General features: G+C 35.8%; 15 protein-coding genes. 7 read left to right on the plus strand and 8 right to left on the minus strand.

Annotation, left to right across the window (positions count from 1 at the left end):
• The first annotated feature begins 134 nt into the window (after positions 1-134).
• Positions 135-1,871 (plus strand): hypothetical protein, encoded by a 1,737-nt coding sequence (locus tag MP477_RS21310; protein WP_257192012.1) that lies wholly within the window; start codon positions 135-137, stop codon positions 1,869-1,871.
• The gene (locus MP477_RS21315) at positions 1,868-3,241 is read left to right on the plus strand and encodes a hypothetical protein (RefSeq protein ID WP_257192013.1); all 1,374 of its coding nucleotides are present in this window, start codon (positions 1,868-1,870) and stop codon (positions 3,239-3,241) included. Before MP477_RS21310 ends, MP477_RS21315 begins: the two co-directional genes overlap by 4 nt.
• Positions 3,242-3,302: 61 nt before the next feature.
• Here MP477_RS21315 and MP477_RS21320 read toward each other — a convergent pair whose 3' ends face one another.
• The 8 genes from MP477_RS21320 to MP477_RS21355 form a co-directional block, all read right to left on the minus strand.
• Positions 3,303-4,601 (minus strand): HlyD family secretion protein, encoded by a 1,299-nt coding sequence (locus tag MP477_RS21320; protein WP_230041062.1) that lies wholly within the window; start codon positions 4,599-4,601, stop codon positions 3,303-3,305.
• Positions 4,602-4,655: 54 nt separating this feature from the next.
• Positions 4,656-6,848: a peptidase domain-containing ABC transporter gene (locus MP477_RS21325; RefSeq protein WP_230041061.1), complete on the minus strand. Its 2,193-nt coding sequence runs from the start codon at positions 6,846-6,848 to the stop codon at positions 4,656-4,658.
• 346 nt (positions 6,849-7,194) lie between these two features.
• Positions 7,195-8,703, minus strand: a complete 1,509-nt coding sequence (locus MP477_RS21330; protein WP_257192014.1) for a vitamin K epoxide reductase family protein — start codon at positions 8,701-8,703, stop codon at positions 7,195-7,197.
• 708 nt (positions 8,704-9,411) lie between these two features.
• A complete protein-coding gene (locus MP477_RS21335; protein WP_306552799.1) occupies positions 9,412-10,368 on the minus strand; it encodes a DUF3810 domain-containing protein in 957 nt (318 codons plus the stop codon).
• A gap of 91 nt (positions 10,369-10,459) precedes the next feature.
• A complete protein-coding gene (locus tag MP477_RS21340) occupies positions 10,460-12,229 on the minus strand; it encodes an MFS transporter (RefSeq protein WP_257192016.1) in 1,770 nt (589 codons plus the stop codon).
• A gap of 40 nt (positions 12,230-12,269) precedes the next feature.
• On the minus strand, positions 12,270-12,998 hold the full coding sequence (locus MP477_RS21345) for a lysophospholipid acyltransferase family protein (protein WP_257192017.1): 729 nt from the start codon (positions 12,996-12,998) through the stop codon (positions 12,270-12,272).
• Positions 12,999-13,001: 3 nt separating this feature from the next.
• Positions 13,002-13,460 (minus strand): GtrA family protein, encoded by a 459-nt coding sequence (locus tag MP477_RS21350; RefSeq protein WP_257192018.1) that lies wholly within the window; start codon positions 13,458-13,460, stop codon positions 13,002-13,004.
• 205 nt (positions 13,461-13,665) lie between these two features.
• On the minus strand, positions 13,666-17,022 hold the full coding sequence (locus tag MP477_RS21355) for a T9SS type A sorting domain-containing protein (RefSeq protein ID WP_257192019.1): 3,357 nt from the start codon (positions 17,020-17,022) through the stop codon (positions 13,666-13,668).
• 457 nt (positions 17,023-17,479) lie between these two features.
• Here MP477_RS21355 and MP477_RS21360 point away from each other — a divergent pair, with 457 nt between their 5' ends.
• From MP477_RS21360 to ruvA, 5 genes are all read left to right on the plus strand, one after another.
• Positions 17,480-17,743: a hypothetical protein gene (locus MP477_RS21360; protein WP_047496631.1), complete on the plus strand. Its 264-nt coding sequence runs from the start codon at positions 17,480-17,482 to the stop codon at positions 17,741-17,743.
• An 84-nt stretch (positions 17,744-17,827) separates the two neighbouring features.
• Complete coding sequence (locus MP477_RS21365) at positions 17,828-18,679, plus strand: ATPase (protein WP_257192020.1); 852 nt, start codon at positions 17,828-17,830, stop codon at positions 18,677-18,679.
• Positions 18,680-18,694: 15 nt separating this feature from the next.
• Positions 18,695-20,983, plus strand: coding sequence for an NADP-dependent malic enzyme (locus MP477_RS21370; RefSeq protein ID WP_257192021.1), 2,289 nt, complete (start codon positions 18,695-18,697; stop codon positions 20,981-20,983).
• Between the two features lie 562 nt (positions 20,984-21,545).
• Complete coding sequence (locus tag MP477_RS21375) at positions 21,546-22,844, plus strand: carbohydrate porin (RefSeq protein ID WP_257192022.1); 1,299 nt, start codon at positions 21,546-21,548, stop codon at positions 22,842-22,844.
• Positions 22,845-23,043: 199 nt separating this feature from the next.
• The gene (gene ruvA / locus MP477_RS21380; RefSeq protein WP_230041054.1) at positions 23,044-23,628 is read left to right on the plus strand and encodes a Holliday junction branch migration protein RuvA; all 585 of its coding nucleotides are present in this window, start codon (positions 23,044-23,046) and stop codon (positions 23,626-23,628) included.
• Positions 23,629-23,654: the final 26 nt, after the last annotated feature.

Raw genomic sequence — 23,654 nt, forward strand, 5'->3', positions numbered from 1 at the left:
TTCTAGCTTTGAAATAGCAATAACCATTTTGATTGATCTCCAGAAAACCTATCCAAGGTTTTACCGATGTATTATCTGCATGGGTTAGATTAAAATAATTTATTCAAGATAAAACTATAATAAAACTTAACACCATGAAAACATTTGACACCCCAGCCTATCAGGCAGAAAAAGATTTTAAAGACAATCCGGATTTGAGAGAACAGCTTCATAATGCATGGAGTAATTATGTGAAATACTGTACGGTAAATTCGATAATGGGAAATCCATGGTCAAGTACATATGATAATCCCAGAAGCTGGTATTATAACCCATTAGAGACTCCTTCGATCCCTGATGAAAATAATACGGTTCCTATCCAATGGAATGCTTTTCCCAACAGAATCAATCACTATTTTACTACTCTTTTTACCGAAAAGTTTGGTAAGCTGGATTATGAGGATAAATTACACGAACTGGCAGATATCGGTCCCATAGCTTTTGGACAAAAGTATAATATGACTCTTACGGTTCCAAGAAACCCCTGTGATCCTACTGATACGGGAACTAAAGCTTTCGGACCTGCAGGCCCCAGAGGGTGGCAGGATGAATATTGCGAATGGGCCGTAACAAGGGATGAGAATGGAGATATCATTGCCGTTAATTTTACGCATGAAAATCCGGAATATTGGTTCCACATGTGGAAAGTCTCTCCGGATACAGTAGTTTCATTATATCAGGAAATTCTTAATAATGAAAATGTTCAGAAAGAAGATTTATATCTGCTGGACAGTCATGGAAATCCTGTTATTGTAAGAGAAACCGGGCTTCCTGCCTATAATCCAATCAATAAATGGAACAGCGGACCGGATGCTACTCCTTCAGGAGGTGGGGCCGTACATCTTACAAGTCCTCCCAACTCATTAGGAGCAGAAATATATCTTGGGGCAGCAGCTACCATACTCAGAGTGCAAAACGGACATGTAATAACCGATGCCAATACATTGATTTGTGCAGCTCAGTATGGGCAGATCTATAGAAACAGTGATCCCCGCATCGGGCAGAACGTAAATTCATTGGTGTATAATCATAATGTGCAGGTATCTTTAACAAATCCAATTGCATTATATGGACAGGTTCCTCATTTTGATCAATTTGAAATGCCGGCTTCTGCCAATTATAAGATTGAAGACTGTTATACTGTGGTAAGGGGAGCTTTGAAAAACAAAGGAATTACCTATTATCCTCACAATATGTTGCTTCATACAAGATTTTCTGTACCTGCTGATGCGAACTTTAAGCTGAGTGATATATTGGTCAATAAAAAACCTCTGAAATGGGGTTCCCAAATTGCAGATACTTTTTTCGTACAGCTTGCCGGCACGGGATTGAATCCCGCACAGGGACAGCAGCCTGAAAAATTTCCTCCGGTGGGAATACCTGCCACCACGCTTCCAAGTGTACAATATTTGCTGGATAACAATTTGCTACAGGCCAGCCTTTATAATAAACTGAATACTTTTTCAAACCTGACTTCCTGTATTACTCAGGTTGAGGCCGGAACAACCACAGAAGGGATTGCAGTCCTGGCTAACGGAGCCACTCAGCAAGCAGGTTTTGATTTTGGCCCGGGAATTACGGCTACTGTAACGGATTTTCAGAATTTGGATGAATATACACAGCTTTTCCTGATTAACATAACAACGGACACTGGTGTGGCTTTGGGAGAAAAACCGCTTACCCTGTATAATAATGCTTCGGATCCCAAATTTGCATTATCAGGAGTATTGGAAGTAGTTGCAGCAGGTTCGTTACCTAAAGCAGACCGTACTCCAAACCGTACGTTACTTTCCAGCCAGCAAATAGAACAGGTTAAAAAAATATTGAAATGAAAGCTTTAATTTTAATATGGTCACTTGCCATAGTGAGTATAGCCTCATGCGAATCCAGTAAAAAGGATAAGAAGCTAAACTCTGCAACAGGCTTTTCGAAAAAAGTAACCGGTGAAACAATTTTCTGTGGAGCTTATTGTAATCCACCTGCAATAAGTTATGAACTGGCTGCAGATTCTACCTGTGCCCACAGTTCCCAGGAAGTGCTGAATTGTTTTGCCTGGAAAAATTTTATTGCCTTAAACTGGATTGCTTCTGCGCAGCGCGGTATTCCGGATACTACAGCAACAGCTGCCAATTATGGGATGCCCGGAGATTACAGTCCTACAGTATGGGAAAGTTTTTTAAGTATTGATGATGTATTTGCTTCTAAGCCGCCTTTGGCATGGAATCTTAAAAGTAAAACAGGCTATATCAAGAGAATTAATGAGATCAATAAATTTACGGATATCATCTCAAGTCTTCCTAAAGCTACCCTTAGAGCTGCAGTAGGCAGTAGTAATGTAGATGAAATCATGCAGGCTGAAGGAGCCTGGCTTACTGATCAGAATGGAAATATAGTCTGGTATGAAATTAAGATCAATAACCTTGAAAGTGATTTTATCCGGCAAAATAAACTTTATGATTATGATAATCTGAAAGCTTTTGGTACAAAAAATAATGGAGTATGGCTGCCGAATGAATCTATGGAATTAAAAGCAGCATGGCGTGTAATTCCTGATGATCAATTAGACTCCCTGAAAAATTATTATAAAATATCCCAGGCTATGGTGCCGGAAATTAAAGGGTTTAACGGGAAAAAACCTATCTATGGGAAATATACACAAAAATATCTCGGACTGGTAGGTTTACATATTATCCGTAAAACGCCACAGTCTCCTCAGCTGAACTGGATGACCTTCGAACACGTTAATAATGCCCCCGGACCCGGACCTGCTGATCCTTCTGTAAAGTACAGTTTTTACAATCCAAACAGTAAAGATCCGGCTAATCAGTCTCCGGTTCCCGGAAAAGACAGCTTAAATAAACCTGTTCAGGTGGTAAGGGTAAATAAAATAAGCCAGAGTGTTCAAAAATTGAATGCCCAGATGCAACAGCTGATCAGGGCCAGTAATCCGAAATCAGTATGGCAGTATTATCAGCTTGTGAATATCCAATGGCCGGAAAATCCGGTTGCCGATAAAGATAATAACAAGCAGACTCCACTTATGGAAGGAGGAATAAAGCCCAACCAGATCTCAAATACAACCATGGAAACCTATGCTCAGAGCAAACAGTGTATGGACTGTCATAAAAATGCTCCTGTGATTGGTACCAATATCCCTACAGATTATAGTTTTATCTTTTTAAAAGTGAAACCTAAAAAATAAATCTAATATTTACAAAGTCTATAAAAAATAAACCCGCAAATCTGCGGGTTTATTTTTATGTTTAGCTTTGGTAGCCAAGTAATTTTCTGATCTGGTAGAAGAACCTTTCAATAAGCCTTAAATCCTGAGTGACAATTTCAGCACTTCCTCTAAGCTCTTTATCGAAGGTAAGCGTTTTATTATAGCTTGTCTTTAATCCTTTCGGCAAAACCACATCCACGTAATAGTTACCTTTATCATCAGGGATGAGTGAGATATTCTGAACTTTACCTTCTATGATACCATACTCTTGGAAACGATAATTATCAAGTTTAATAAGAACTTTCTCTCCAGGAATAATCTTTCCGGAGTTTACGGTAGGAACAGACATTCTGCCAACTAATTTTTCCTTATTCTCAGGAAGAATAGATAGGATAGGGTCTCCTACTTTTACAAACTGATTTTCTCCGAAAAACTGCTGGAAACTGGCGATACCATCTGTAGAAGAGATCACAAGAAAATTCTGTTCCCATTGTTTTAAAGATTTACGCAATTGCTCAAACAATTGTAGGGTTTGAGAAGAATAGGTGATCTTATCTTTTTCTGTATTAATGGCCGTACCGCTTTTGGTTTTATTAAGATTGGAAATGCCTTCTTCCATCTGAGAGATGGAAATGTTAAGGTTTTCAATGTTCTGCTGAGCCTGGATGTATTTTATTTTTTCATTTTCAAGCTCCAAAGAAGAAATTACCCCTTGATTAAAAAGCTCCTGAGATCTCTGGAAGTTTTTCTTCGTAAGGTCATATTTAGCGAGCTCCAGATTTTTTTGCTGTCTTAAGGTAGATATTCTTCCTCTGTTTTCCAAAATACTCTGATTAGCAGCCAGGTTTTCCGGTGCATAAGGCTGAAGTCTTGTAAAAAGCTCCTCATCCTGAAATGCTTTTGCAAAATTATTATAATCCCCCTGAAGTTCTCCAAGTTTAAATCTTGAAGTTACGGAAAGAGGAAAAGAGTAGAGTTGATTAGGTGCGGTAGAATCTACCAGCTTTTTCAGCTCCAGTACATCTTTATAATTAGCCGCGGACTGCATCACCATCAGAAGGTCATTTTTCTTTACTTCCTGATGATCTTTGATAAATATTTTTTCAATTTTGGAACTCGTTCTTGCCTCTAATTTTTCGGGAGGGTTTTGAGAAGTTACAATAATGGGAGCCGGAACAAATTCCGGATATTTTATAATGTAGCTCATTACAAGGATGAGCAGGAGAATAACAAAAATAATGGTATTTCCCCAGCGTATCATCCAATGTGGCGGCTGGGTAAGGATATCCTGTACGCTTTCTGAGCGGAGTTCTATATTGTCTAAAATGTCTTCTTTCATGTTTTAAAGTAAAATTTCATCAATGTTCCGGGAGAAACAATTTTTACGGTTTTATTAATTTCCTAATTCCAGTTGGTTTTTAACAAGTCTGTAATATTCTCCCCGCATATCTACAAGCTCGGCATGGCTGCCTTCTTCCACAACTTTTCCTTTATCCAATACAATGATATTGTCGGCATGTTTTACGGTTGAAAGACGGTGGGCGATCACTACTGCAGTTTTACCTTTGAAGAATTGCTCAAGATTTTCCATAATAATCTTCTCATTATTGGCATCCAGTGCTGATGTTGCTTCATCAAATAAAATATATTCAGGTGACTTGTATACTGCTCTTGCTATAAAAAGCCTCTGCTTTTGGCCTCCACTTACCCCAACTCCTTCATTTCCTATCTTTGTATTATAGCTAAGGGGAAGGCTTTCTATAAAGTCTTTGATATTGGCAATTTCTACCGCACGTCTGAGTTTTTTCTTATCAATATGGTCTTCTCCTACAGCAATGTTGTTGGCAATAGTATCATTGAATACATAACCCTCCTGCATAACCACTCCGCAATGGTCTCTCCAGTGTCTTGGTGAGATATTTTTCAGACTGGTACTTCCTATTCTGATCTCTCCCTGATCAGGATCGTAAAACTTCATTAATAGTTTAAGCAGCGTTGTTTTTCCGCTTCCACTGGCTCCTACGATGGCAGTAGTCTTCTGAAAAGGAATACGAAGACTTAAATTTTCAAAAACGGGAACATCAGAACCGATATATCTGAAGGAAATATCCTTTACTTCAATATCTTTATGAGGAATATCCGTAGCATACTGTTCATTTTTATCCTCTTCATCATCTTTATCATGAATTTCACCTAATCTTTCCAGAGAGATCTTAGCGTCCTGGGTTTGTTTTATAAAATCGATCAACTGAAGCAGTGGGCTGTTAAGCTGTCCGATGATATACTGTACAGAAAGCATCATCCCTAGAGTAAGGTTTCCGCTTAAAACCAATTTTGCAGAAAGGAAGCTGACCAGGATATCTTTCATCTGGTTGATAAAGTTTCCTCCTACAGACTGCCACTGTTCAAGGCTGAGAGATTTTATTCTTATTTTAAATAGCTTTACCTGTAAAAACTCCCAATCCCATCTTTTCTGTTTTTCGGCATTATGCATTTTAATCTCCTGCATACCGTTGATAAGCTCAATTACTTTACTCTGCTCCTGAGAAACCTGAGAAAACCGCTTATAATCAAGTTCCTTTCTCTTTTTAAGGAAGAAGCTGATCCAGCCTATGTATAAGATAGCTCCTACAAAATAAACCAGAAACAATCTGTAGTCATACAAAAGTAAAACGATACTAAAGATGATAAGATTGACTAATGAGAACAGGGTATTTAATGAAGAACTTGTAAGAAGTTGTTCTATCCTGTGATGGTCATTAATTCTCTGCATGATATCTCCAGTCATTCTCGTATCGAAGAAGCTTATAGGAAGCCTCATCAGTTTGATAAAGAAATCTGAGATAATGGAGATGTTAATTCTGGCAGAGAGGTGGAGCAGGATCCAGCTTCGGATCATTTCTATTCCCATTCTTCCAAGGAAAAGCATAATCTGTGCAGTAAGTACAAGATAAATAAAATTAATATCCTGATTTTGAATACCCACGTCTACAATACTCTGGGTAAGAAACGGGAAAATCAGGGATAGTAAACTTCCTGCGAGAAGACCTACCGCCAGCTGAATGACCAATGATTTATATTTAAATAAATACCTGGAAAGAAAAGAAAAGCTGGCCTTACTTTGGTCAGTATCAAATTCAGTCTGGAAAAAAGTGGGTGTTGTTTCCAGAATAAGAACAATACCTTCTTCCGTGTTTTCATTGGCATTTTCACCAATCCAGAATTTGATAAACTCATCACGGTCATAGGTGATGAGCCCATAGCTGGGATCGGATATATAAACCTTGTTATTTTTATCAATCTTATAAATAACTACGAAATGGTTTTTGTTCCAATGGGCAATGCAGGGAAATGGAACTTCCTGTGTAAGGGTATTAAAATCTATTTGTACACCTAAGGAACGGAATCCTAAGTTTTCTGCGGCATCACTTAGCCCCAGAAGGCTGCTTCCTTCACGGGTGGTTTCAGAAAGGGCACGAATTTGCTGTAACGATATGCTTTTGCCATAATATTTGCTTACAATCCTGAGGCAGGTAGGGCCGCAGTCTTTGGCATCTGGTTGCTTATAAAAAGGAAATTTCTTCAAAACTAATACTCATTATAAAATGCCGTCATAAGGTGACGACATTTTTTACTTTATTCAATGTTCTAACTCAATAAAATGGATTACTAGAAATAGCACCATTTGTTGCATGTATCTGTAGTACCTTCTTTAGATGGTTCTGTTTTCGATCCGTGATAGTATGCTAAAGCCTGTATTAAAGTACAGTCTGGAGCAATTCCTCGTTTTGGAGGTATTAGATTCTCTCTTGAAAGATTCTTTATATGTTTCATATTATTAGTTTTAGTTTTGCAGCTCTCATGTAGCTTTTAGAACGTTATTTTTCTTTTCCTAAGATAGTGAAATTTTTAATTCAATTGTATTTCTTAGTTTAAAAGTCTTCATCCTCTATTAATTCATCAATGAAGAACCAAATATCTTCACGATCATATTTGTCCGGGAACTGATATCCATTGATAAGAAAAATAGGGGTAAAGTTCAGCCCTGCATTATTATTTTCTGCGGACATCGCTATTAAAGGGCTCAGGTTTTCAGAAGTAGGAGCTCCTCCGGATAATAGGTTGATCTTATTCTCATCTTTGCTTTCAAACCATTCTTCTACCGCATGCAGGAATTCTTTTTCCGATTTGTTGTTGTAAATATGAGTGAGGTCTGAAATAAGCTGAGTATATTTTTCATTGGCTCTTTCAGGGGTATAATTAAACCTCATTTGTACGGAAATATCGTTTGGATATTTTTCCAGAAGGTTTTCCATTATTTTATGGCCATCTTTGCAAAAACCACAATAAGGGTTGGAAATTATAGAAATACGAAGCTTTGAATCTTTTTGTCCTACGGAAAAAGTTTGTGTATCCTGAAATGTTATTTTTTCATTTTCCAGTAGCTGACTTTTAAAAAGTTCATAATTTCTTTTGAACCTAAGATTTTTAGCATTTGATTTTTGAAGATTTTCTTTTTGTTCAAGAAGATTATTGAAATATAATATGGCCGAGAAAATAAGAACCCATAATATAACGGTTAATAAAAGTGCTCCTATTCCAAAAGACAGATTTTGGAAAAATAGGCTGCTGATCACCAATTGACCAATCAGTACAGAAATAATCAATAAGCAAACCCTGCAAAATGTTTTCTCTACAAAAGCCTGTATATAAAGGGAATAAGCTATAGCAATTACTGAAACAAAGGTAAATCCTTTTACGATATAAGCAGTGGAAGGAAGGAAAAGTCCTAATACCGCAAGCCCAGCAAAGTATATTAATGAAAAATCCGAAAATTTTAGCCCAAAAATACTGGTTTTATCCTGTTTGATAATCTTATCACATGAATTTGCGGTCTGGACCGTAGATGCTCCACCGCAGATACTTCCAATAACAGCAGAGGTATTTCCGAATTTTTGGTTAAAGATTTCCAAAGATATATATACCCCGGCAAGAGAAAGTAAATTAAATAATGCTTCGTAGATGGTCTGACTCAAGAAAGAATATATAAGAACTGTTGCAAAAATAAAATAGAGAATAGGTTTAAAATTAAACGTAAGCTTATTTTCTGCAGCTACAGTTTTTTCAAATAAAAGCACAAAGTCCGTAGAGTTTTTGTAAAGCTCATCTTTATCAATCGTTTTTGATTTTTCTGAATAGACAGCATAACTATTTCCTGACTTTTTTACCAATGAAAAAGAATTTTCAACTATGGCAATAAATTCTTCCGGCAATTCGTCCCAATATTCTTTATCCAGCTCATAAGCATCATTTTTTATCCCCATGAAATTTAAAGTATCACTGAAAGCCAGTGCTGAAGGGTAATTGGGGTGGGAATTGAACTGGAAAATAAACTCCTGTTTATCAAGTTTTAGATAGTTAATTAGTTTGTCGAAAATCATATTAATATTTTCATCTAAAATACATAGATGTTTTAAATATACAAAAATATTTTTCTTTTATTAGTGAGATATAACTTAATCTTATAGGATTTGGTTTGACTTTCAATATTTTGTTGATACGATTGCTTTCTTTGTCATTGCTTTGTTTTTGATCTTAAAAATGACTGTTATCTATCAGATCAAAACATTTTTAGGCCCGGACAGTAAATTTTTTTCCTAATCATTTTAATTATTACATCGAACAAATAATGTCGGAATTCCGAAATTAAACGTCAAAATAGTTAAATTTCCGTTTAATATTTTCGAGGATAAATAGCATAATTTTTTTTGAAATACTTTTATTTTTTGATAGATAACTCTAATTTTTTTGTTCATAAAAAACAGAGAATAAGTCGGATGTTTTATCTTTAAACAAATATTTTATTTCATAGATTTTTTATAGCCTGTAGCCACTTTTAATGATGTTTTCTTATTAAATAAGGGAATTTTTAAAGTTAATAATAAGAGCGTTTGGACTCAAAAAAACTTAAAAAATCATAAAGTTTTCATAAAGTTTTAAAAAAGGGATTAAATGTTTTTGTATTTATAAAATATATTGTACTTTTACATCGCCTTGAATGAGGGAACAAGTCAAGGTAATAAATTTTTTTTCATCATTTGTGTTTTTAGAATCGTATCGCCTGATACGATTCTTTTTTTTATACAATATTATTTTTCGTAATTTAAAAGGAGATCTATAAAATAGGAATAGGTAACGGAGCCTTCCTGTTGATTGCTCTGCAAGAATAGATTGTTGGTGAACCCAAAAAAATCATCCAGCCAGCCCTGATGACTGGTAATAAATGCCTTTTCATAAGCCCGGTCTCTTTTCATGGCAGGAGAGTAGCCCAGAAGAGCAGATTTTACAAAATCAGGATCCTGTTCTGCAATGAATCTTAAAAGGCTTTTTAAAGTAAAATATTCAGTACTGTAGCGCAAATCAGTATTGTCAGATTGCGTTCCTATTAAATATCCCACAAAATTAGCTTCCTGTTCCCTGGCAAATCCAAGTTGATGAGAACTTTCATGAGCAGTTGTGAAGGGGATCAAGGTAGAGGGCAGTTCAGAATTATACTGTGCTTCAGCAGTGAAGGGATTGTAGTAGCCCAGAATCCCTGTAAAACTCATTATATTTTTAAATAAGCTTGGTTTAATAGTGAGAATCTCCGGAGCTTTTTTACCCGAAATATATTTTGGGAGCCTGGTTTGCTGAAAGAGAATTTCCTGTTGTATAGATTTCAGATCAGTAATCACAAATACCCCATTATGATCTTCTTTTACATGCTGCCGGGTTATTTTACACTTCTCAAGATACTTTAAAGCCAGTGTTTTTGCCTTATTCAGGTGCGGTGCGTCCTGGTTTGATAGCTTTTTAATAATAGGGGTCTGGAAGTACAGCATTCCCCAGAATAGCTGGTATGTAAAATAAAAAATATTAATAACCCCCAGCATCCGGATGATAGAATTATTCCGCGTTTTCTTCCTGAATAATGCACAGAAGTGATACAGAAAAAAGATACCTAATGCAATATAAATAACATCTCCTGCAGAGAAAGGGAGCCAGCTGAAAAGAACCTGGTGAAGAGGCTTTTGAAGTTCAAAAAATCCTTCAAAAAGAGAAATCATCAGTTTCAATTTTGAAAAACAGTAAAACAAAAGAAATTGGGCAAGTAATAAACCTGCCCAAAATCTCTTTTTCTTATATGTGTGTATATTCTTAATGAGCACCTTCGGATTCTAAAACGTCAACATTAATTCCTTGTCTAAATAAAGATTTTTTAGCCAAATAAGCAAATATTGTAATGTAAACAAAACATAACACAGGAATAATGTACGAGCTGTGAATACCGATAATATCAGCAAGTTTCCCCTGTAATGGAGGAATAATACCTCCACCTAAAATCATCATGACCAAGAACGCGGAACCCTGAGCCGTGTATTTTCCTAAACCGGTAATGGCTAAGGTGAAAATAGATGGCCACATAATACTGCAGGCAAGACCTCCGGAAAGGAATGCATAGATGGCAAAATTACCCGTTGTAAGTAATCCGGTAATCATAGCCGCAGTTCCGAATAAACCGAAAATAATCAGGGTAACGGCAGGTTTATTTTTGCTGATCAGGAATAATATAACCTGAATGGCTACACAAACTGCATAATAGTATAAATGGGACATATCTTTCTGTGCAATCGTATTGATCCCGATAATCACTGAAAATGCAATAAAAGGAACAATGATTGTGGCAATAGTCTGCTGTTGTTTATTAAGGTTGAAAACAGCAATGGCACCGGTCCAACGTCCAATCATTAAACTTCCCCAGTACATAGAAATATAAGGGGCAAGATCAGAAGATTGGTGTCCGCCAAACTCAGGCATGCTTAACAGTTCTCCAAGGTTACTTCCTATGGCAACTTCTACACCCACATAGGCCAGAATAGCAATCATTCCTAATAAAAGCTGTGGATACTTCATGGCTCCCCAGCCTTCAGAATTTTTCTTGGCACTGTTATTAGCAAATAAAAGAGAAACCACTACGGCAAGTAAAGCTCCTCCAAGATAAAGCATTCTCTTCTTTTCTAAAGGGTGTTTGATGGTTTCCTGTTCTGTTTTTTTATCAGTGATCTGTTTTTTGACTGCTGTGATTTTTGCAGCATCAGTTTCTTTTTCTAAAGTCTGATCCAATACCGTGATTTCATTACCCAGTATTTCAATATTTTTAGCTTCTGCAGAATTATAACTGCTGAACACAGGAATAAAGAAAAGAATAACCAGTATAGTCATTACAACCAGTGTTTTTCTGGCTTTTCCTGCTTTTTCCATAGGTTCTGTAGAGATTCCGTCAGGAAGTTTCTTCGAAAAATAAAAAATTCCGGCAGCAATTAAGAAAAGCGCTCCCACTGCCGTATACAGTAAAATAACTTTATCAAGAGCCAAATGTTTAATCTGGTCATCATCTACAGTAGCTGTAGTTCCGAACAGGGCCAGCCCTACAATGATAGGTCCTATGGATGTTCCAAAGGAATTGATCCCTCCTGCAAGGTTTTGTCTGCTTGCTCCGGTTTTAGGATCTCCCAGTAGAACCGCAAAAGGATTGGCGGCAGTCTGCTGAATTGAAAATCCTAATGCAACTACAAAAAGCCCTATCAGCATCCCGTAATAAACATTGCTTTTAACGGCAATGATCATAATGGCAGCACCTACGGCAGAAAGCAGAAGCCCATAAACAATACTCTTTTTATATCCCCATTTACCAATTATATCAGTCCCTTTTATAGTACTGAATATAAAGAGCACCAATGCTCCCAGGAAATAAGCTGTATAAAATGCAAAATCTATTAACTGAGACTGAAATTGGTCAAGAGAAAAATAGTTTTTACAGAAAGGGATAAAAATACTATTGCCGGCAGCAATAAAACCCCAGAAAAAAAATACAAGTACAAGTGTGTACAGCGCCGGGTAATTAGTCGGCTGATTGGTTTTTGACATATTTTATTGAAAATTTCGCAAACAAATATAACTATTTCTTTTAAATAGAATGCTCCAATAAGGTTTTTTTAATTTCGTGGTAAGCCTCTGCTTTTGAGTCTTTTGGAGAATTTGTGGGTTCTATAATTCCATTGAAATAGACCTTCACTCTTCCAGGGTAGCCCTGAGAACTGTCAAAAGGAAACATTTCTTTAAGTCCTATAAAGGTGTATACAGCAATGGGAGAATGGTATTTTGAAGACAACATAAATGCCCCATCCTTAAATTCATCCAGGATAATACTGGTATCATCAGGCACTCCGCCTTCAGGAAAGATAGCAATGCTGTTTCCTTCTCCCATTTTCTCGGCACATCTCCTGTATACATCGGCCCTGCTTCTTGCGCTGGTTCTATCTACCATGACGCATATTCTTTTATAGATGGTTCCAAAGATAGGGATCTTTACAAGCTCTTTTTTTCCTACAAAACAAACCGGATGATCCGGAAAAAGAATGCAGGTAAGCATAATATCCATAATAGAAGTGTGGTTGGAAATGAAAACATACTGTTTATTCTTATCTTTCTTCTGTTCAGAAAGTTTTATGAGGTCATACCTGAACCCCATTCCATAGAACATTCCGAAACACCAGATCCTTATAAATTTATAAGCGTATTTATAATGCTTTTTATTAAAGGATAAAATATAAACAGGGATTCCCATCGTAACTGTTAGGATAAATGCAAGTAACAGCAACCAGAACCTCCAGAGATAATTTAAAATTTTTGTCACAGTTTAACCATTAAAAATTACTTTCTTTTTTACAGAATAATTGAGAATAGAAACCAGCAGAATGGCAGCAATCTTACTGATCATCTCAGGGCTTAAGGTATAAAAAATTAAATTGATATTATCCTTAAAGACAAAGCTGTAAAATACCTGGAAGAAACCTAAGCTGAATAAAGTGGAGATAAAGGAAACTACCATGAAATAGGCAAACTCTTTTTTCTTGGAATGTTTTCCTCTTTCAAAAACAAACCATATACTGAGAAAGTAATTGGTAATAATTCCACAGCTGGTAGAGAAAATATTACTTAAAGGATAATGAATGCCATGGAAATTGGTCTCTCTGGCAAGAAATTGAGGAAGATAGGTGCTGAATACCTTAAAGCTCCCAATTTCTACAATTGCACTGAGTCCTCCAGCTATGATAAAAAACAAAACCTGTTTCTGGCGTATGAGTAATTCTTTCATTCAATAGATATGAGCTGCAAATTTATAACTATATGTTAATAATGTAAGAATAAAAGATTATTTTAAAATAAGGGGTTAGTGTAATGTTTTGATTTTTAGGCCTATATATAGTTGGCTGAATATCTTACTATGAGAACTATATATTATTTATAACAGTAAATTTAAGCAAATAGGCTGTACGAGGCAGCCTATTTACTTAATCATGTTATTGTATGATCATTTTTTTAGTGTCCAATTGTTGGCCATCAACGATGAGATTATAATAATAGATTCCGGAAGGAAGCATGGAAGATTCTAATCTAATACTTTCCTTTCCTTTTTTATCAAGAGTATATTTTTTTACAGGTATTCCCTGTTGGTTGAAAACATTTATTTCGGCATTTTTAGTACTGTCAACTAGAAAGTATTCTATCGTTGTAGAAGTATTAAAAGGATTAGGTGTGTTTTGATAAAGTTTGTTCTCTATATTATTTGCCACAGCTTTTCTAGCAACTGAAGTATCAAGGTCTCCTCTATCTGTTCCTGTCCAGTCCCATCCATCGAAACCGTTATAGGCATAGTCAATGTACCATTTTCCATCATCAGTTTTTACACTCAGATCTGTCATGCCATCACCATCATAGTCAGCTGGAGCTGGATGCGCATTACCTCCTCCTCTTTGTGTTCCAGTCCAGTCCCATCCGTTAAATCCATTCTTGGCATAATCAATAAGCCAAGTTCCAGCGTCTGTTTTAACACTTAGATCTGCCAAGCCATCACCGTCATAATCAGCCGGCACAGGATGGGCTTCCGACCCTCCTCTTAATGTTCCAGTCCATTCCCATCCATCGAATCCATTGTTTGCGTAGTCAATGAGCCAAGTTCCATCATCAGTTTTAACACTTAAATCTGCAGCACCATCGCCATCATAATCAGCAGAAACAGGATGAGAATTGACATTGCCTCTTTGTGTTCCAGTCCAGTCCCAACCGTTAAATCCATTTTTAGCATAATCAATAAGCCAATTTCCTGTGTCTGTCTTTACACTTAAATCTGTTATTCCATCACCATCATAATCCGCAGAAACAGGATGAGAATTGACATCACCTCTTTGTGTTCCAGTCCAGTCCCAACCATTAAATCCATTTTTAGCATAATCAATAAGCCAATTTCCTGTGTCTGTCTTTACACTTAAATCTGTTATTCCATCACCATCATAATCCGCAGAAACAGGATGAGAATCGACACCACCTCTTTGTGTTCCAGTCCAGTCCCAACCGTTAAATCCATTTTTAGCATAGTCAATAAGCCATTTTCCGGTATCTGTTTTTATACTTATATCGGCTTTTCCATCACCATCATAATCTTTGTTGGTACTACTTATATACTGATTGACTTTTAACATAATACCTTCACCAGGATAGAGATCCGGAAGATTAATTATTGTTTGATTGTTTTGATTATCAAAATATGCGTCAGAAATGATTTGATAATTTGGGGACTGTGGATCATAGCTATCTACTCGGGGTGATATCAAGATCTTTCCTACAAGATATCCCTTTAAGTAAATTTTTGTTTGTGAAGCAGATGTATTTACATTTTTATTAACAATCCATACATAAGATGTTTTGGTATTACTGGTTTTTTCTGTTTCAAAAACACCCAATAGAATATCTTCGTTCTTTACATCTCTGATAACTGTATTATTGTCTTGTATAAGTTCGTGTGTGGAAAAAGGATAACCCTGGTTTAGAGGTGTATTATTTTTATGCAGGGTTGCAGTATTTTTATTATTAATTACAACTGGCCCAACAATTTCTTTTAAGAAACGGTTGATTTTTTGAATAGATTCATATTTAATAGGATCATTTTCAAAACCATCTACATATGACCAATACATCAACCCTTTAGCACCATAGGCAATGGGACAAAATGCCTGAAATTTAAGTTTTGCTTCATAAGGTACAGGCGAATAATCTTTATGAGAAGGTATTACCATCCAGAAAGGCTTGTTTTGAGACTTTTCTTTTACTTTGGATAAATTATAAAAATAGCTGTTTAAAAAAATACTGCCGTCAAACGGATAATGATCAAAAGATACGATGTCTGAAGAGTTTGAATTAATAAAATTGTCTAGATAGTTTTCGTAAGCAGTATCGCTCGCGAAATCCCCATATCTTGGCAATAAATTATAATAAGTTGGTTTTTGATTATAGTTATTTTTAAAAAAAAGATTCCACTTATTAACATTTTGAAGGTTTGTAGGGGCAGGTTCATCGCCTAAATTTATTCCAAAAATGGCTTCTTTAAGCAATGATGGTATATTGTTTTTGAAGTGATTGATGAACTGCTGATTGTTCGTGTCTGATAAAGCTGGATCTGAAAAAGACATAATTTTATTATTTGAAATAAGTACTTTTAAAGACTCATGGGCAGCTAAATTTAAATAATAATCCACTTTTGTGTAATGAGTATTATTAAATATGGATTCCGGGCTTATTAAAAGATCTATATAGGCAGATTTAACCCTATTAAAGTTACTAAGGTCTGCAGGGTTTAACCCTAACAGATTATATGGGGTAATCTCATCCAAATTATAGATACTATTCCAGCCGCTGAACATTCCATCTGCATAGGTGTCAATGTACCAACTGTCCGAATCAGTTTTAATACTAATGTCTGCTTTTCCGTCGCCATCATAATCAGCTGGTACAGGCTTTGCATCGCTTCCACCTCTTTGTGTTCCGGTCCATTCCCATCCGTTGAATCCATCCTTAGCGTAGTCAATAAGCCAGTTTCCTTCATTGGTTTTCACACTTAGGTCAGCCTTCCCATCACCATCATAATCTGCTGCAATAGGTTTTGCCTCAATACCTCCTTTCTGAACTCCGGTCCATTCCCATCCGTTGAATCCGTCCTTAGCATAGTCGATAAGCCAGTTGCCACTATCAGTTTTTACGCTAAGGTCAGCTTTCCCATCACCATCATAATCAGCCGGCACAGGGTGGGCTTCCGACCCTCCTCTTAATGTTCCAGTCCATTCCCATCCATTAAATCCATCCTTAGCATAATCTATAAGCCAGTTTCCATTGTCAGTTTTTACGCTAAGGTCAGCTTTTCCATCACCATCATAATCAGCCGGCACAGGATGGGCTTCCGACCCTCCTCTTAATGTTCCAGTCCATTCCCATCCATTGAATCCGTCGCTGGCATAGTCAATAAGCCAGTTTCCATTGTCAGTTTTTACACTTAGGTCTGCTTTTCCATCACCATCATAATCGGCAGGTACAGGATGGGCTTCTGACCCTCCTCTTAATGTTCCAGTCCATTCCCATCCATTGAATCCATTCCCGGAGTAGTCTATGAGCCAAGATCCTCCATCTGTTTTTATACCTAAATCTGCTTTTCCATCACCATCGTAATCTTCAGGGACAGCATGTAAAAAAGGTTGAATGTTTGGAGGCCAATATACACCTGTCAGAAATGTATTCTGTTGAAATTGAGAAAAGAGAATGTGAGAAGATAGTAATCCTAAAGTTAAGGCTACTTTGTTGCAAATAATAAGTGATCGATGTTTATTCATGTTTGTATAAAATGTAATAATTTAATTTCGTTGTTTAATGTGTTGATTTTAAGTGTCTTTTTTTATGTAGAACTTTGTTATAAAATACAAAAATAGTTAAAGGGCAATATTAAATATGAATTTTTATTCCACTGCAAAAGAAATGATAGCAGCCTGTTTATTTTTATCATTGCACTATACTTTATTAAGAGATAATTTATAAGGTAAATACAAATAGTAAGTCTGAAGTTATTTCAGGTAATATTGTGATAACTATATGTTAAACACTGAAAAAAGATGTTAAAATATTTTTTTTAATAAAATTTATTTCTAAATTTATTATTCAAAACAGTGTAAAAATAACCTGATAATAAATTCATTTTCAACTTCTTGTGTTGATGGTTTTTTCTATCTTGTAATGCGTGGTTGAAAGCATACTACCCCTATATTTAATGACCCAAATTTTAATAATATTTGTATGAAACGTCAAAACAAATACAGAAAATTCCAGCTTCAACAGAAAAATATTGAGGCTCTTGAGAGAGAAAATTCCCGCTTCAAAAGAGTGTATTCTGAATATGAAAATATGTCTAATGAACTTTGGAATCTTGAAAATTCCAGTGGCGAACCTGTTCCCGATGATTTTATCAATGCAATGGTTTTACAAACGTCTTATCTGGAAGATGAGATCGAAGACTGGCTTTTGCAATTCAATGAAAAAAAAACTGATATAAAACATTAGTAATTTTAAATAGCTTCCAGTTTGTTTTAAACGCTAATTGAAGATAAATTCATAATTTAGCATCCTTAAATTAAAATCTAAAATATGGTTGCTATTGTAGATAGTGGTTCTACCAAATCGGATTGGGTAATACTTGATGACTTTAAAAAAGTCTTTCTGAAAACAGAAACCATCGGCTTTAATCCGAATTTTATCAACAAAGAACTTATCACTCCTGAAATAGAGAAAAACAGCAATCTAATATCGGTCAGAAATTCAATTACCAGAATTTTTTTCTATGGTTCTGGATGTGGAGTACAAAAAAACTGTGAAACCATTGAAAACGAACTTAAGAAAGTATTTGGAAAAGCAGAAATTATTGTCAAGGAAGATCTGATGGCTGCAGCTTATGCTGCATATAGCGGAAAGCCGGCAATTGTCTGTATCTTGGGGACTGGCTCAAATTCTTGTTTTTTTGATGGTGAAAATCTTAAAATTGAATTGCCGTCTCTTGGTTTCCTTATAGGAGACGAGGGAAGTGGAAGTGCTATTGGAAAACAGCTGGTGCGCAGGTATTTTATGAAAAAGCTGCCTGCTGATCTTCACTGTGAATTTGAATCAGATTATCAACTTACCATAGAAGATGCATTGAAAAATATGTATCATGCTCCAAGGCCAAATGCTTATTTGGCTAACTTCAATAAATTTGTTGTGGATAGAAAAGATCATCCTTATCTAAGAGATATGGTTTTTGAAGAAATGAAAAATTTCTTTGAATACCAGGTTCTTCCTTATGATGAAGTGAAAGAGGCTGAGATTAATTTTATCGGCTCCATTGCTTATTATTACGAAAATATTCTACGTTCTGTTGCTACAGAACTTAATTTAAATGTGGGACATGTTGTTCAGAAACCAATTGAAAGCTTAGTAGATTACCACATTAAATATATACTCTAACAAAAAATAAAACCTATGTCAAGTAACAATAATCGCGACGAAAAGAACTTTAGTCAGGCCGCGTTAGACTATCATAAAGCAGAACCTAAAGGGAAAATAGAAGTGATCCCGTCAAAACCACACTCTTCTCAAAGAGATTTGTCATTGGCCTATTCTCCGGGAGTAGCAGTTCCCTGTATGGAGATCTTCGAAAAACCTGAAACGGTTTATGACTACACGGGAAAAGGAAACCTGGTAGCTGTAATTTCTAACGGTACTGCTGTACTTGGATTGGGAGATATTGGAGCCGAAGCTTCAAAACCGGTAATGGAAGGGAAAGGCCTTTTGTTTAAAATCTTTGCTGATATCAATGTTTTTGATATCGAGATCAATGAGAAAGACCCGGATAAATTTATTGAAATTGTAAAAGGTATTGCTCCCACTTTTGGAGGGATCAATCTTGAAGATATTAAAGCTCCGGAAGCATTTTATATAGAGCAAAAACTGAAAGAGGAATTGAATATTCCTTTGATGCATGATGACCAGCACGGAACAGCTATTATTTCTGCTGCGGCACTCATTAACTCATTGCAGATTGCCAATAAAAATATTGATGAAGTGAAAATGGTGGTGAATGGAGCCGGAGCAGCGGCTATTGCCTGTACCAAGCTTTATATTTCATTGGGGCTGAAAAAAGAAAATGTCCTGATGTGTGATAGTAAAGGGGTCATCAACCATAAAAGAGAAAATCTTACTCCTGAAAAATTAGACTTTATTGCTCAGACAGATATTGAAACATTGGAAGATGCGGTAAAAGGATCTGATGTTTTCGTTGGGTTGTCCAAAGGAAATGTAATGACACCCGGAATGTTGTCGAGCATGGGAGAAAATCCAATTGTATTCGCATTGGCCAATCCGGATCCGGAGATTGCTTATGATCTTGCTATTGAGACCCGTAAAGATGTTATACTTGCAACAGGAAGAAGTGATTATCCTAACCAGGTTAACAACGTGCTGGGATTCCCTTATATCTTCCGTGGAGCATTAGATGTTCAGGCTACAGGAATTAATGAAGAAATGAAGCTGGCAGCGGTATATGCTATTGCTGATTTGGCAAAAGAGCCGGTACCTGAGGCTGTTATTCTGGCGTACAACGTTCAGAGTTTACAGTTTGGGAGAGATTATTTCATTCCAAAACCTTTTGATAACAGACTGATCACAAAAGTATCAAGCGCTGTTGCAAAAGCTGCTATTGAAAGTGGTGTTGCAAGAAAAACAATTACCGATTTTGAAGAATATGAGCACCAGCTTTTAGACAGAATGGGAAGAGATGAAAGATTGGTAAGAATGATGCAGAGCCGTGCAAAATCTAATCCGAAAAGAATTACCCTTGGAAATGCTGAAGAATATAACGTATTGAAAGCTGCCCAAATTCTTTATGAAGAAGGAATTGCTTACCCGAGTCTTTTGGGAGACAAAAAATACATCAAAGAGCAAATGGAGCGCTTTGGAATTACCCTGGATATTCCAATCATTGATCCGAGTGATGATGACCAAAAAGAAAACAGAAAAAAATACAGAGAAACACTTTGGAAACTTCGTCAGAGAAAAGGGATGAATGAGTACAAGGCGAAGAGATATGTTCGTCAGAGAGATTATTTTGGGCCTCTAATGTTAAAGCATGGAGATACCGATGGTCTTATTGTAGGATTCTCTAAAAATTATACATCAGTACTACGCCCTATTTTGGAAGTTATTGAAAAAGATAAAGGAGTAGATAAAGTAGCTGCAATGATGATGATCCTTTCTGAAAAGAAGCCTATTTTCTTTGCAGATACTTCCATCAATCAGAATCCTACAGCAGAAGACCTTGTGAATATTGCTAAAATGGCAGAATTTACTGTGAAATCTTTCGCTATAGAACCTAGAATTGCCATGCTAGGATTCGAAAACTTTGCGGCAATTTCCGATACTTCCAAAAAAGTAGCGAAGGCTGTGAGTATCCTTCATGAGAAATATCCTAAAATGATTGTAGATGGTGAGATTCAGCCGGATTTTGCGATGAATGCAGATCATTTGAGTGATTATCCTTTCTCCAAATTAGGAACAACACCTGCCAATACATTTATCTTCCCGAATCTTGAAAGTGCCAATTTATCCTATAAAATTATCAGAGGAATGAAAGTAGCACAGGTAATAGGGCCTATCTTAATGGGGCTAAAACAACCGGTGCATGTACTTCAAATGCGTTCAAGTGTTGATGAGATTGTGAATCTTGCCACCATTGCTGTTCTTGATGCACAGAGAAGAGAAAAGAAGGCATAACAATAAAGTATTTATGGTTTTTCTAAAAACCGGGATAGAACCAGACGAATATTCGTCTGGTTTTTTTATGTGAAGAAATATAAAATTTTGCTTTTGAGAGCGATATGAGTATTTCTGTTATTTAATGGGCATTTATTTTTACTATTTATGCAGATAAGTAGGTTTGTCTTTTTGCTATTTTTTGTTGTTAGCTTAATTTATGTATTGGTTTTTGTGATAAATAGTTCAAAATATTCATTAATATAGGTTTTCTGATGAGTTGTTATGGATTTTTTGAGGAGTGTCGGGTTTATTTAATATCTTAGAAAGTAAAACACAAGAGAGATTAAAAGCAAATACAGATGCATGGGAAAAAATGAAAAAAAACCTTTTTTATTCCGGAATTATATGTAAGGTAGAATATTACTGCCAAATCAAAGATTGGTTTTGAATATCCTGATATTTACATATATCCTTTCTGGTAAAATCCTTTGATTTTTTTATGAAACACAACAACAGTTACCCTTATGCTGTTGAAAGATCTGTATGGTTTTTAGTTGATTCTTTTTAGTAAAGAAACACTATGAAAAAAAAGACATTCACAACGTTGGGCTGCCATCTGCTTCTGATGGTTGCATCCCTGTGCTATTCACAAAGATTTAACTTCAACCCTCATGAATTTTCTATCAATGGATACTTAAGAACAGGAATAGGAGGTACTGATGGAAATCAAATGGTCAATTTTACAACTCCGGAAAATGTACATAAATTCAGAATGGGTAATGAGGCCAATCATTATGGAGAGCTTCAGTTTAATTACCGGTATAAAAATAAAGATTCTGTAAATGTGTATGAAGTAACCTATATGATGGCGAAATTTATTCCTTATGGAGGTGATGATTATAAACAGTTTCCTCAGACCGCCCAATTATATGGAAAAATAAATAACGTAGTCAGAAATGCCAATCTATGGATAGGAAAACGATATTACGATCGTCGGAATAGTGAATTATTGGATTATTTTTGGCTTAATTCAGCGCAAAACTCACAGGTAGGTATTGGGATAGAAAATTATAAAATTAAAAATTCCGGGAACTTAAACGCTGCATTCATAAGATTTAAATACGGAAATAATGATTCCCATTCCTATGTAACTGATCTTAGGTATTTGGATATTCCCGTTTCAGAATACTCTAAAATTAACCTCCTTGGCCAGTATAGTCTTAAAACCGGAAATGAAATAGAAAATACCCCAAAATCTTTTGGATACGCAGTTGGAGGATGGTGGACTTATTCCAAAAAGAATATTACTCATACTTCTACCGTAATATTTAGAAAAGGAAGCTCAATTACAAATAATTTCTATACAGGAAAAACGGTGTCAGATTTTACAGGTAGAAAAAGAATGTATAATCTTGACCATGCCAACTCATTGGATATCATTAATAATTTTGTTTATGATGATAAACAGAGACATGCAGTGCAGGTATCACTTACTTATCAGTACAAAGATTTTGGAATTGGCAATACCAATGAAAATGGAGTGGTACTCGATAATAAAGTAGCAAAAAACTGGTTGAGTATAGGCTTTCGTTATCTGTATTATATTAACAAACATTTTAATCTGGCACTGGAAGCTGGCACTGAGTATATGAAAGATAACAGGTCTGCAATAGAAGGAAGTTTGCAGAAAGTAACATTTTCCCCTCAAATTTCGTGGGATTACGGATATTATTCAAGACCGGTTATAAGACCGTTTATTACCTATGCCCATTGGTCTGATAGCTTCATGGGAATAACAGGAGTATCAGACTTCAATACCAGGCTTCTGAATAAAAATCACGGAATATCTTATGGACTTCAATTAGAGATTTGGTGGTAAATAATGAAGCCTTGGTATGATGGGGCAGGTTGGAAATCATGAGAGCTGCAAAGATGAAGTTTCCGTTTTTTTCAAATCTTTTATTTTTCTTCCAAATGATTGAATTCCACTTCAAAAATTAAGTTAAAAATCATTCGCACGTGAAATGAAAATATTAATTAGTTTAAATTGCTATATTTGGGAGTTTTAAAAATTAATAATGATATTTTCTTTACAAGGCACCGTTCAGGAACTTACGCCTACCTACGCAGTAATTAATGTACAAGGAGTTGGTTACTATGTAGGTATCAGTTTAATGACCTCACAGACGCTGGTTTTGAATCAGCAGACCTTTCTATTTATTCAGCAGATCATCCGTGAAGATGCTCATCTTCTCTTTGGATTTAACACTCGTTCAGAAAAAGAAATGTTTAATCTGTTAATAAGCGTTAATGGAGTAGGAGCTGTTTCAGCCCTTATTCTGCTCTCAACATTGAGCCTTGATGAGATCGCTTCTGCAATACTTTCAAAGAACAGTGCTTTGATCCAAAAAGCAAAAGGAATCGGAGCAAAAACTGCTGAAAGAATTATTGTTGATCTTAAAGATAAAGTCCAGAAATTCAGTGATCCTGCAGAGAATATTTCTGCATGGGTAGATAATAAAATTAAGGAAGAATCGTTATCTGCATTAGAAGTTTTAGGGATTCCTAAGCGGATGAGCGAGAAGATTGCTGATAGAATATTAAAACAAGATCCAAGCATCTCGGTTGAAGAATTGGTAAAACAAATTTTAAAAAACATTTAACATTTGGTGACGAATAATAAGCATCT

Origin of the sequence: Chryseobacterium sp. WG23, assembly GCF_024586575.1 — a bacterium.
GTDB lineage: Bacteria > Bacteroidota > Bacteroidia > Flavobacteriales > Weeksellaceae > Chryseobacterium.